General features: G+C 70.7%; 11 protein-coding genes. 6 read left to right on the top strand and 5 right to left on the bottom strand.

Features of this window, described 5'->3' with window-relative positions; all coding sequences use genetic code 11:
- Nucleotides 1-19 precede the first annotated feature (19 nt).
- The 5 genes from ADBZ9K_RS04055 to speB all read left to right on the top strand — a co-directional run bounded on the left by ADBZ9K_RS04055 (nt 20) and on the right by speB (nt 4991).
- Entirely contained in the window at nt 20-1156 is a 1137-nt protein-coding gene (locus tag ADBZ9K_RS04055; protein ID WP_526618670.1) for an alkaline phosphatase family protein, read from the top strand.
- 89 nt (nt 1157-1245) lie between these two features.
- Nucleotides 1246-1992, top strand: a complete 747-nt coding sequence (yaaA, locus tag ADBZ9K_RS04060; RefSeq protein WP_526618672.1) for a peroxide stress protein YaaA — start codon at nt 1246-1248, stop codon at nt 1990-1992.
- A 33-nt stretch (nt 1993-2025) separates the two neighbouring features.
- On the top strand, nt 2026-2628 hold the full coding sequence (locus ADBZ9K_RS04065) for a class I SAM-dependent DNA methyltransferase (protein ID WP_526618673.1): 603 nt from the start codon (nt 2026-2028) through the stop codon (nt 2626-2628).
- A gap of 145 nt (nt 2629-2773) precedes the next feature.
- Nucleotides 2774-3898, top strand: a complete 1125-nt coding sequence (locus ADBZ9K_RS04070) for a diguanylate cyclase domain-containing protein (protein ID WP_526618675.1) — start codon at nt 2774-2776, stop codon at nt 3896-3898.
- Between the two features lie 94 nt (nt 3899-3992).
- Nucleotides 3993-4991 carry an agmatinase gene (gene speB / locus ADBZ9K_RS04075; RefSeq protein ID WP_526620713.1) on the top strand — a complete coding sequence of 333 codons (999 nt, stop codon included), beginning with the start codon at nt 3993-3995 and terminating at the stop codon, nt 4989-4991.
- Nucleotides 4992-4993: 2 nt separating this feature from the next.
- Here speB and ADBZ9K_RS04080 read toward each other — a convergent pair whose 3' ends face one another.
- Together ADBZ9K_RS04080 and ADBZ9K_RS04085 are read right to left on the bottom strand one after the other, a co-directional pair.
- A complete protein-coding gene (locus ADBZ9K_RS04080; RefSeq protein ID WP_526618677.1) occupies nt 4994-6121 on the bottom strand; it encodes a hypothetical protein in 1128 nt (375 codons plus the stop codon).
- Nucleotides 6118-7419 (bottom strand): hypothetical protein, encoded by a 1302-nt coding sequence (locus ADBZ9K_RS04085; protein ID WP_526620715.1) that lies wholly within the window; start codon nt 7417-7419, stop codon nt 6118-6120. The genes ADBZ9K_RS04080 and ADBZ9K_RS04085 overlap by 4 nt, the downstream gene beginning before the upstream one ends.
- An 84-nt stretch (nt 7420-7503) precedes the next feature.
- Between ADBZ9K_RS04085 and ADBZ9K_RS04090 the strand changes: the two genes are divergently transcribed.
- A complete protein-coding gene (locus ADBZ9K_RS04090) occupies nt 7504-8163 on the top strand; it encodes a hypothetical protein (protein WP_526618678.1) in 660 nt (219 codons plus the stop codon).
- Nucleotides 8164-8168: 5 nt separating this feature from the next.
- On the opposite strand, the gene ADBZ9K_RS04095 is transcribed toward ADBZ9K_RS04090, so the two are convergent.
- The 3 genes from ADBZ9K_RS04095 to ADBZ9K_RS04105 all read right to left on the bottom strand — a co-directional run bounded on the left by ADBZ9K_RS04095 (nt 8169) and on the right by ADBZ9K_RS04105 (nt 11823).
- Nucleotides 8169-9563: a CHAT domain-containing protein gene (locus ADBZ9K_RS04095; RefSeq protein ID WP_526620716.1), complete on the bottom strand. Its 1395-nt coding sequence runs from the start codon at nt 9561-9563 to the stop codon at nt 8169-8171.
- Entirely contained in the window at nt 9554-11233 is a 1680-nt protein-coding gene (locus ADBZ9K_RS04100) for a hypothetical protein (protein WP_526618680.1), read from the bottom strand. Before ADBZ9K_RS04100 ends, ADBZ9K_RS04095 begins: the two co-directional genes overlap by 10 nt.
- Before the next feature lie 92 nt (nt 11234-11325).
- On the bottom strand, nt 11326-11823 hold the full coding sequence (locus ADBZ9K_RS04105; RefSeq protein WP_526618681.1) for a lipoprotein LpqH: 498 nt from the start codon (nt 11821-11823) through the stop codon (nt 11326-11328).
- Between the last annotated feature and the right edge of the window lie 5 nt (nt 11824-11828).

The following is an 11828-nucleotide window of genomic DNA, read 5'->3' on the forward strand; positions in this document are numbered from 1 at the left end:
GTGTGGCAGGCTCGGCGTCATGCAGCTGCCCCGCCCCGATGTGGATAGCGCACATCTCGCCGACGTGGTGCCCTCGGTGCTGGCGGCGATGGGCGTACCCGGCGCCCAACCCCGTATCAGCCTGCCCGACCGGGTGGCCGGTGCCTGTGTGCTGCTCATCGACGGGTTGGGCGCCGAACTGCTGGACGCGCACACCGAGGATGCACCGGTGCTGGCCGGCCTGCGCGGGCCCACGCTGCACGTGGGGTTTCCGTCCACCACCGCCGCCGGCCTCGCCGCGGTCGGTACCGGTTGCCCGTCGGGTGGTCACGGCATGGTGGGCTATTCCTTCCGGCTGCCCGATGTCGGCGTGGTCAACGCGCTGCGGTGGCGTCCACATCCGTGGGGTGAAGATCTGCGTGAGGTGGCGGTACCCGAGCAGGTGCAACCACTGAGGACCACCTTCGAGACCGCGTCCGCGGCGGGAATCGCCGTCAGCGTCGTTTCCGGTGCGCAGTTCAACGGCTCCGGCCTGACTCGCGCGGTGCTGCGCGGCGCCCGCTACATCGGGGTGCACGGCCTCGGCGACCTGGCCGCGGAAGTCAGTGCCACCGTCGTCGCCGGCGGCTTCTGTTATGGCTATCACGCAGATCTGGACCTGGTGGGTCACCTGTATGGGCCCGGCTCGCCCGCCTGGCGCATGCAGTTGCGACAGGTCGACCGGCTGGTCGAGTCCATCGTGGAGGCACTGCCGGGCGGGGCGCTGCTGGCCGTCGTCGCCGACCACGGAATGGTGTCGGTCGACCCCGCCGAGACCGTCGACATCGACGGCGCCGCGGCCCTCCTGGACGGGGTGAGCGCCGTCGGCGGCGAGCCGCGGGCGCGCCACGTCTACGTGAGCGACGGCGCCGCCGCGGACGTGCTGGCGACTTGGCGCGAAATGCTCGGCCGGCAGGCCTGGGTCGTCTCCCGCGACGAGGCGATCGCAGCCGGCTGGTTCGGCGGCCGGGTGGACGACCGGGTGCTGCCCCGCATCGGTGATGTGGTGGCGGCCGCCAAAGACCGGGCGGCACTGGTGCGGCGGGCAGTCGAGCCCGCGGAATCGGCGCTGATCGGCCACCACGGGTCGCTGACCAGTGCCGAGCAGCGGGTGCCGCTGCTGTTGGCCTACGGCTGAGTAGGCTGCCGTGCGGCGGTCTGCCGGGCCGGCCCACCGCCGGGTGGCCGAGCGTACGTGGCCGACTCCCCCGCGCTAGCGTCTGCGTCGTGATCGTGCTGCTTCCCCCCTCGGAGACCAAACGCAGCGGCGGCGATGGACCTCCGCTGCGGTTGGACGAACTGGGCAGCCCGGCGCTGAGGCCGCTGCGCGCCGAGCTGGTGGCCGAGCTGGTCGCCCTGGCCGGTGATCCGGAGGCGAGCCGGCGAGCCCTGGGCATCTCGGCGGCCCAGGATGCCGAGATCGAGCGGAATGCCGCGCTGCTGAGCGCACCCACGCTGCCGGCGATCTACCGCTATACCGGGGTGCTCTACGACGCGCTCGACGTCAGCTCGCTTCGTGGTGCCGCCGCCGCCCGGGCCCACGCCCGGCTGGCCGTCGGCTCGGCCCTGTTCGGCCTGCTGCGCGCCGACGAACACGTACCGGCCTATCGCTTGTCGGCGTCGTCGAAGCTGCCCGGTAAACCGACCCTGGCCGCCCGCTGGCGTCCGGTGCTCGAGCCGGTCCTGGCCGAGATCGCGGCCACCGAACTGGTGGTGGATCTGCGCTCGGGCTCCTACGCGGCGCTGGGCAAGGTACCCGGCGCCGTCCGCGTCGACGTGCTGGCCGAGCACCCCGACGGCCGGCGCAGCGTGGTCACCCACTTCAACAAGGCGCACAAGGGGCGGCTGGCCCGTGCCCTGGCGGCCACCCGCGCCGAGCCGGACGACGCGGCGGCCGTCGCCGCGGTCGCCCGCCGGGCCGGGATGCGGATCGAACGCGACGGCGACGACCTGACCGTCGTCGTTGCGGCGTGACCGGGACGTGGCGAGCTCTGTCAGGATGAGGCCGTGAGCACCCGCTGGCAGAATTCCGAGGCGCCGCGTGGTGACGACTACGACGCGCGGTGGACGACATTGGCGGCCGCGGGTCACAACATCCACGGCGAGGCGGACCTAGCCGTGGCCCTGCTGCAGGAATCGGGTGGCACATCGGTGCTCGACGCGGGCTGCGGCACCGGGCGGGTGGCGATCGAACTGGACCGGCGCGGGACACCCGTGCTCGGCGTCGACGCCGACCACCGGATGCTGGCCGCAGCACGGGCCAAGGCCCCACAACTGCGGTGGATCGAGGCCGACCTGGCCGAACTGGGGCGGGTGGTGCCCGATCAGTTCGACCTCGTGCTCCTAGCCGGCAACGTGATGATCTTCCTGGAGCCCGGGACCGAGGAACGGGTGCTCGGCCAACTCGCGCAGCGACTGACGCCGGGCGGCGTGCTGGTCGCCGGGTTCAGCCTGCGTCCGGACCGCCTGTCGCTGCAGCGGTACGACCTGCTGGCCGAGCAGGCCGGCCTGGTGCTCGCCGACCGCTGGGCGACCTGGGATCGCCAACCCTTCGCCGACGGCGACTACGCGGTGTCGGTTCACCGGCGGGATCGTTCGCCAAGCGAATGAAATTGTCGCCGCCGACAAAACCCGTACAACGGGAACTGGCCAGCACAGACGGCCTTCGCTAGGCTCGGTGGCCGGGACCGCTAGATCGCCTTTTCGATCGTTGCTGGCCGACGGGGCAACGATGCGACCAGTGAGGGGATGGTTGATGAGGTCGCTGTTCACCGCCCATACCGCGAACCAGTACTACACCCTCACCGCCCTGCTGGCCGCGCGTGGCGCGCAAACCTATACCTCCCGGGTGATCGCGGTAGTCATGGTCACCCTCGGCCTGGTCGAGTTGTCCACGATCGGGAGCTCGGCGGAACTGCACTGGTCGGGCGCCCGAGTGCTGCTGGGCGCGATCACCGTGTGTTGTTTCGTGTCAGCAGTCATCTGGTTGCGGCACCGCTGGCCCACCAGGACGGAATCGGCGGTCCTGGTGGTGATCGCCACCGTGGTCATCCCGACCGGCTGCATCGCGCCGGTGAATCCGATGTACGGGCTGCTCGGCTCGACGTCGTTCGCGTTGATCATCGGCTACACGGCGCTGCTCCACGGCCTTCGGCTGTTGAGCTTCACCATGACCGTGGCCACCGTCATGGTGTTGTCCCTCGCGGTGCGCATCGCCGCAAGCGATCTCGCCCTGGCGCTGGCCGGGGTGGCCCTGATCCTGCTGCTCTATGTGTTCGCCGCGTTCTCCTGCCGGCTGGTGGTGTGGTTGACCGGTACCGAGGACGGGGCGGATGCGATCGAACCGCTGACCGGCCTGCTCAACCGCGACTCGTTCTACCTGCAGGCCGCGACGCTGCTGGCCTCCCGCAACCGTGACGACGACCGCTACCTCGTCGTCGCCGTGGTCAACATCGACAGTTTTGCGGCCATGGTCAGCATGGCCGGGAACCGCGGCGGTAACCGGGCTCGGGTGGCGGCCGGCCAGGCGCTTCGCGAGACGGTACGCCGCGACGCGATCGTCGCCCACGTCAGCGAGGCCGAGTACTTCGTCGCCGACACGTTCACCACCCCGGATCCGTCACCGCTGATCGACCGCATCCTCGGTGCGCTGGCCGCGACGCCGACCGGCATGGCCGCGAGCGTCGGCGTGGTCAGCACGCCGCTGCGCCCACTTGTCGAACACCCGCCCCATGATGTGCTCGACGAGATCATCGCGCTGGCGACCACCGCGATGTATGAGGCCCGCCGCTGCGGCGGCAACCAGGCCCACTACGTCGTTCGCCCCAACCTCAGCATCTGCGGCGACGAGACCGACGACTACGACACCCCGCTGCCCTGACCACAGGGGGCCGCATCGGGGATGCAGCGGCGGTATCGTCTGCGCAATGAGTTCCGGCCATGACCACAAACCCAACCGCGAACTGCCGCCCGGCATGGCCGAGCAGTTGGATTTGCCGTACGCCGGTGTGGCATCGTTCGGCAACCGGCCCTTCCTCACCGAACCCGAACAACTGGACTCCTGGCAGCCCGACGTCGCGATCGTCGGGGCGCCGTTCGACGTGGCCACCACCAACCGGCCGGGTGCCCGGTTCGGCCCGCGGGCGATCCGGTCCACCGCCTACGAACCCGGCACCTACCACATGGATCTGGGTCTGGAGATCTTCGACTGGCTCGAGGTCGTCGATTTCGGCGACGCGTGGTGCCCCCACGGCCTGACCGAACAGTCCCACGCCAACATTCGCGAACGGGTCCACACCGTGGCCTCGCGCGGCATCGTGCCGGTGATCCTCGGCGGTGACCACTCCATCACCTGGCCGGCCGCCACCGCCGTCGCGGATTTCCACGGGTACGGCAACGTCGGGATCGTGCACTTCGACGCCCACGCCGACACCGCCGACATCATCGACGGGAACCTGGCCAGCCACGGCACCCCGATGCGCCGCCTGATCGAGTCCGGAGCGGTGCCGGGAACCCATTTCGTCCAGGTGGGCCTGCGTGGTTACTGGCCGCCCCAGGACACCTTCGAGTGGATGCAGGAACAAGGCATGACCTGGCACACCATGCAGGAGATCTGGGACGACGGCTTCAAAACAGTGATGGACCGCGCCGTCGGCGAAGCGCTCGCCAAGGCCGACAAGCTTTATGTATCAGTCGATATCGACGTCCTGGATCCGGCCCACGCGCCGGGCACGGGCACCCCGGAACCCGGTGGCATCACCAGCGCCGACCTGCTGCGGATGGTTCGGCGGCTGTGCTACGAGCACGACGTCGCCGGGGTCGACGTGGTGGAGGTCGCGCCGGCCTACGATCATGCCGAGCTGACGGTCAACGCCGCCCACCGTGTGGTCTTCGAGGCGTTGGCCGGGATGGCCGCCCGGCGGCGCGACGCGGCCAACGCCAAGCCGGGTCCCCCGTCGCCGCTGGCCCCCTAGCCTCAGTAATCGGCCTCGGCGGCCAGGATCTCGGCGAGGTAGGCGTCGGCGGCGGGTTCGGCCAGCCGGCGCCGGGCCAACAGCCGCACCCGCCGACGGGCTTGCGCGGGCTCGTCGACCGCGGCCCCCACGGTGACCGTGGTCGCCGACCAGTCCTGATCCCAGGCGGCGCTGGCGGTCACCGGTTCGGCCCCCGGATCGCGCAGTTCCAGCCTTGCCCGGCCCGCGTCGTCCAGCGTGCCGCTGCCCCGGATGGTGCCGCAGCGCAGGACGACCGGCAGGCCGGCCGGCGAACCGGGGCCGAGAACCGCGGTGTGCACCGCCGCGACCGCGTCGGAATCATCGGTGCCCACCGCCCACGCCACCGTGTCGTCGGCGGCATCGAACACCCCGGCGGGCACGGCCGACCAGGCCATCGACCCGACCCCGCGGGCGATCAGCCCGGCGGGCTCCGGCCCGACGCCCGTGCCGGCTGCCAGTGCATAGTCGTCCTGGCTGGCGGGCACGACGGTCGACGCCTCGAGCGCGTCGACCAGCTCGGCCCAACCCGGGCCACTCACGCCGTAATCCTCGGCCAGCTCAGCGCAGCGGGCCACCAGATCTCGCACCCGCGGATCACCGCGGCGCGCGTGCGCGGCCAGGGCGGTGGCATGCGGCGTCAACAGCGCGGCGATCCCGGAATCCAGCGTGTCCTCCCCGAGGAAATCCTCGGCGGCCGCGGTGGCGACCGCGATCTCGGCGTCCAGCAGCGCCGGGTCGAGCCCGGCGATGCCGTCGCGGATGCTGGCCGGCCACCATCGGCGCAGCCAGTGCCCGAGGGCCAGCCGGCGCAGCCCGTCCAGCGTGGTTGGGCCCACCTCAACCCCCGGCAGGTCGATGCCCGCCGGCCGGTCCGGCGGCACGGCGCTGATCGCCGCGGCGACCGCCCGGTGGCCCGCCTCTCCGACCAGCCGCCAGAGCCAGTCGGCCCGCGTGACGTCGGTGAAGGTGATCTGTGCACCTGAGGCGTCGGACGGCTGATCGACCGTCCATGCCAGCACCGCGCCGTCGGCCTCGACCACCGCGGCCAGCGGCACCGCGGCGACCTCGGGGCCGATCCGCCATAACCCGGACTCGGTGACCAGTTTCATTGCGGCACCTGCATTTCCAGCATCGCCTTGATCCGCTGCCGGTGATCCAGGCTGACCGATCGGGCCACCCCCTCCAGCAGTGCGCGCAGATCCTCGACGTCGTCGCAAGGCTCCTGCCACACGTCACGGCCGTGCAGCCGGGCCCACAGCCGGCTCAGGTAGGGCCGGGCGAAGCAGCCCAGCTCGTCGGCGACCTGACGCTGGCGGGGGTGCACTGGGGCATCGCCGGCCAGCAGCCGCCGGGCGTGCAGCACATAGGCCTCCTTGCGCAGCCTGGCCTGGATCGTGGCCGCCAGACCGTAACGCGTCGGCGCGTGCTCCTGCAGCGGCGCCAACTCGCCGGCCACCTCGATACCGGCAACCAGGGCGGCCTGCTTGTCCTCCCCCAGCAAACCCCAAGGGGCGCAGGCGCGGTCGACCTCCTCGGCGCACAACAGCGGCACGTCGGGCAGTTCGTCGCGATCCAGTGCGCGGCGCAGCGTGGCGCGCACCCGGTCCACCACGCTGCGGTCCAGCGGCCGGTCCCGCTCGGCCTCGCCGCATACTGCCGGCGGACGCAGCGGCACCACCGACGCCAGCCCGAGATCGACGATCGACCACGGCAACCGGGACGGCTCGGTGTGCGCGTGGGCGCCGAGGTTGTAGGGGGTCGCATCGGCGATCAACGCCGACCACACCCGTTGGCGGGCAACGACTCCGCGGTGTCCCTCGGCATCGCCCAGGACGGTGGTCAGACCGGCCAGGAACGGTCCGCTGATGCTGTCGCCGGCTCGCACGTCGGCCCAGCTGCGCTGCACCTGGGCTGCCAGCGTGGTCAGCACCTGGGGATCGGCCAGGTACCGGTTGAGTACCTCGACGGCAGTGCGGTCGCGGTCGTCGTGCACGGTGTGCAAAGCCGCCGCCGCGAGGGACAGGCCGTCGACGCCGGGTGCTCCGCTAATCACCGCCAACTCGAAGCACACCGGAAAGTACAGGTCCTGGGCGTTGCCGGTGGTGATGCGAAGGCGACGGCGTTCCCGCTTCATCAGATCGAACCACGCTGTCGCGGAGCGCAATTGGTCGGCGTGATCGAGGATGAGGTCTGTCATCGCCGCCGCGACGGCGGCGTCGACGAACGGGGCCGAAAAGGCGGCGTTGGCGCGCAGCCGCAGCACGAGCGGGTCGATGATCCGCTTCACCGTGCGGCGCAGCGGTCCGCCGTCGTCGGCGCTGAGCAGTTCCACCCCCGGTCCGATCGCACGCCAGGCACGATCGATCACGGCCCGACGCGGCTGTGCCGTGTCCAGGGCGGTGACCATATCCGAACCGGCATTCACTGGGACAGGATAAGGCCGGTCCAAAGTTGGGTTCGGTAGCCGGTGACGGCGGGCACGCTGCCGGACATGTCTGATGCACTGCTGGGCGCCATCGTCGTCGTCTCCGCCATCGCACTCGCGTCCATCATCGTCGCCGCCGGACTCGGCGGGCAGCCACCGTGCCCGCCCCGCGGGAACAGACGAGGCAATCCCCGGGCGATCGGTGTCGGCACCGTGCGCACCGTGGCGGATTCCGATGAGCCCGTCGTCGTCATCGAGGTGGAAAGTGTTGCGGGCCAGCGGTTCACCGGCCGGTTGTGCCACACCCACGGCGACGCGGTGGTGGCGGCGCTGCGGCCAGGGGTGATCCTGCTGGTGTCGTTCGATCCCGACGCGCGTGACCGGCTGGCGCTGGCCGACGACGTCGTCGCGGTGCGGGCGGCTTTCGACCGCACACTGCTGCGCAAGGGGGTGCTGACCCACGACCAGCTGGACCTGATCCGTTACGGCACGCGGTCGAGCGGCGTGGTGACGGGCATGCGACCCACCGGTCGCGAGCGCGCGGACTACCGGGAAGTCGAACTGGACCTCATGGTCACCCGCGCGGGTGGGGGCCAGTTTCCGGCCCGCGAAACCGCCCTGGTGCCCGCGGGCTCGCTGGACAAGATCGCCCCCGGCAGCATCGTCGACACCTACTTCTATCCCCAGGACGAGTCCACGATCGCGGTGTGCCTGCCCCCGGCGTGAGCCGTTCACCGGGCACCGCCGACGGCGAAGGTGACCAGCGCGGCCCAGTACAGCGGGTTGGCTGCGAGGTCACCGTCGCGCCACCGGCGCATCCGGTCGCGCTGCCAGCGGTTGAGGGTCACCACCGCATCGCGCGCCTCGTGCGCCTCGTCGACAGCGATGACGACCTCGGCCATCGGGTCGTCAGCCCGGCCGGTGAACCGGCGGTACCCGGCGGTCGTGGGCAGCGACCACAATGTCGCGGTGACCAGTTCGGCGCCGCACAGCACCATCGCCGCGACCAGACCGGTCGCCTCGTCGAACTGATAGTCGCCGCCGGAACCGCACGCCAGCAGAGCCACCCGGGGCGGGATCGGCAGCCGCGCCGCCATCAGGTCGGCGGCGAGCAGTGGCCGGTGATCGCCGACCGGCTCGGCGGCACCGTCGACGGCCGATGTGCACGCCAGATGCAGGGCGGCCCGATCGGCGTAGCCGTGCGCCCGGTCGGCGGCGCTGGCGTGGCCGACGTACAGCAGCCGGCTCGGGGCACGGTCCAGCAGCGTCGACAGCCAGCCCCGGTCGGCGTCGCCGCGGCGGAACAACTCCACCGCGGTGCCGACCTCGGGCAGCACCCGACGCTGCGCCAGGAGCTTCTCGAAATGTCGTGCCAGCGGAGCCTGGATCGACGGCCGGCCCAGGACCGAGCCGAGCGGCGAATCCGGGCGCTGGCCCGGAACGCGCGGGTCGATCACGAGAAGAGCAGCAGCGCCCTGCCTTTCGTGCCAGCGCGCCGTCGCGGGCGCTGCGTGCACGATGTTGGGCGGCACCGCCAGCACCACGTCGGCAAGCTCCATCAGGCGAATACCCGCGGTGGCACTGTCGATGTCGGCCAGCTGCCAGGGGATGCGGGCGGCCGTAGTACCCACGAAGGTGACGGCAGCCTTTCGGGCGGCGACCAGCTCCTCGGGACTGGGCCCGGTCAGCGGCAATGCCAGCAGACCCCACGGGATGCGGGCTAACCGGGCGCTCGGTGAGACGAACAGCACCGGCCGCGGATCGGCGGCGCACGCCATTTCCCGGGTCGCTTCGCTCCTGCCCTCCGCTTCGGCGATCAGCTGCCAGGCCGGCGCGGATATCAGCAGCACCCCCAGGATGTAGGCGAGCGTCAGCTCGCCCCGGGTGGTGCTCAGCGGGCCGCGGGTCAGCGCCCGATCGAGGGCCTCGCCCAGGGTTTCGGCGCCATCGGGGTCGGGCAACGCGGCCCGGAGTTCCTCGAGTGCGGCCAATACGATCGGCTCGTGCACCACCCAGGTCACGGTGCGGTCGGGCCGGCCGACGACGCGCAGGCTGGCATAGGTCGCCACGCCGAGGTCGGCGAAACGCAGGACGAGCGCGGTGACCGGGGCGGCACTCACGGCCAGGTCGACCAGACGGGGCCGCCGGACGTCACGGCCTGGCCGTAGCGCTCGTGCGCCAGAGCGCGGTAACGCACCAGGATGGGTGTGCCACCGGGGTCCATCTGCAGGGGTGGCAGCGGCCCCAGCGTCGTCAAGGTCAGCGCGTCGACCTGATGCCCGCCGGCGGCCAGCGCTTCGTCGGCAGTGACGTCGACCGGAACAGTCATGGTGGCCGGAGAATCCCAACCACCACTTTCGGCGAGTGGCTCGTGGTCGAATGTTCCCCGTGCACAATGATATTCGATAAGTTCACTAAGCAGGGTGTCGTTCTCCCACTCCCATGCCACCGAGAAGGCCCCGGCCAGCATCCGCGCCGAGACCTGCGATGCCCAACGCCAGCGGGCATCCGCATCGGTCATGGCGAAGCGCACGGAATCGACGGCCAGGGCAGCAGGAATCTTGAGTTCGGCAGCCTGCTCCAGCTTGCTGCGCGCGCTGCGGTGCCGCTCACTTCCGGCGTCGAACCGAGTGACACCCAGCGATGTCTCCTGACGTTCCTGGACTTGCAGCCAATTGTCCGACGGATCGCCGATACCGTCGAAGTTCAAGTCCGCCAGGGCGTCGGCCCGCCAGATCGAGCCGAGGTGATCGTCGAGCCTGGCGTACTGCAACCAACTCGATCGCGGCCAGCTGTCGAGGAAACTGCGGGCCTGCGCCACCTGGTCGATGGCGTCGGCGAAGCGACCGCGGAATACCGAGATCCAACTGCGCTGCACCAGAATGCGATGGATGTGCAGCGGGCGACCCAGCTCTCGCCACTGCGTCTCGGCGTGCCCCCAGGATTCGTCGGCTTCTTCCAGCCAGCCGACTCCCAATCGGGTCAGCCCGAAGTACAACCAGCACCGGGCGACGTCGTGGGCACGTGAGTGGCGGGCGATGACCGGGTACGCCGACCCGACGAGCCGCTCGGTGGACTCGTGGTCGCCGCGCAGCCAGGCCGCCGCGGCACTCTCGAGTTCGGCGCGTGCCCAATACAATTCCCACCCTCGGTGCTGCGCCCGGGCGCCCGCCCGGTGCAGCCACCGCTCACCCTCGGCCAGCCGGCCGGTCTCGACGCAGAACCTGCCGTAGGCGATGCCGGCGGCAACCAGCAGCTGGTCTGCCTCATCGGATCCGCCGGTCAGCTCGTCGACGACCGGAATGATGGTGCACCACAGCGCCGCCGCCGATACGTGCAGATCGTCGTCGCACAGCGCGGTCGCGCACAACACCGCGGCCAGGGTCGATAGGTGGCGCTGTTCGGCCTCCAGATCGGCGAACCGGCCGGCGGTCGGGTCGTCGCGCAGACCGGCAAGTTCTCGCACGGCGTCCTCGTGATCGCCGGCAGCTGCGGCCAAACCGGTACGCAGGAAGCCGGCCCGCAGGGTGTAGCGGGCGATCAGATGGTCGATCTCGGGTCCCGACGCAAGCTGCGCAAGGCAATCGGCCATCCGCCGCAGGCACTCCCGGGCACCGTCGTAGGCCGTTCTGGTGAGGTAGATTTCGCCGAGTTGGGCAAAGACCTCGAGTGCCAGGTCGTCGCGACCGTCGCGTTCGATCTCCGGCAGGAGCGACAGCAGCAGCTCCTTGGCCGCTTCCTCCTGGGCGGCGAGGGCAAGCCGACGAGCCTGCTGCAGCTCACCGGTGATGGACACCGCTGGATCATAAGTCGACCGGAGCCGGCGCAGGCGCCGAGACGGCGGACGTGCTCGGCACGTCCGCCGTCCTTCACGGTGGCCACCCGTCACTAGCTGCAGGTGACGCTGATCTCGAACTTCTTGGTGATCATCCCGGCCATCGGGTTCTTCATGTCGGCGCCGGCCGCCTCACCGATGATCGTGTAGGTGGTGCCGTCCACCTTCACGTCCGCAGAACCGGTCTTGACTCCCATGGTGTCGCTTACCGCGAGTGCGTTGCCATCGACGACCATCCCCAGTGACTGCACCTTCGGCGGCGACCCGTCGGTCATGACCACACCGAGCCCCTGCTGGCCACCGATCGCTCCACTGGCGATGTTGATCGTTCCGCCCTGCTTGACGCACGTCACCGTGTTCAGGTCCAGGCCCTGCAGGTCGTTTCCCTCGACCTTGACCGACGTCTTGCCGCCGGTGGCCACCGCAGAGCTGGCCGGCGCGGAACCGGTCGCCGAGACGGTGCCCTTGCCGCTGCTGTTGTTGTCGGAGCAGGCCATCAGCAGCATGCTGGAGGCGATCACGCCGACACCGACCGCGAGAACTCGCTTCACGTGTA

This window comes from Mycobacterium sp. (assembly GCF_965229265.1).
Classification (GTDB): domain Bacteria; phylum Actinomycetota; class Actinomycetes; order Mycobacteriales; family Mycobacteriaceae; genus Mycobacterium.

Coding starts and splice junctions, on each gene's coding strand:
- ADBZ9K_RS04090 (WP_526618678.1), top strand. CDS start 7,504: ATGTCTGATGCACTGCTGGGCGCCATCGTCGTCGTCTCCGCCATCGCA.
- ADBZ9K_RS04070 (WP_526618675.1), top strand. CDS start 2,774: ATGAGGTCGCTGTTCACCGCCCATACCGCGAACCAGTACTACACCCTC.
- ADBZ9K_RS04085 (WP_526620715.1), bottom strand. CDS start 7,419: ATGGTCACCGCCCTGGACACGGCACAGCCGCGTCGGGCCGTGATCGAT.
- ADBZ9K_RS04055 (WP_526618670.1), top strand. CDS start 20: ATGCAGCTGCCCCGCCCCGATGTGGATAGCGCACATCTCGCCGACGTG.
- speB (WP_526620713.1), top strand. CDS start 3,993: ATGGCCGAGCAGTTGGATTTGCCGTACGCCGGTGTGGCATCGTTCGGC.
- ADBZ9K_RS04080 (WP_526618677.1), bottom strand. CDS start 6,121: ATGAAACTGGTCACCGAGTCCGGGTTATGGCGGATCGGCCCCGAGGTC.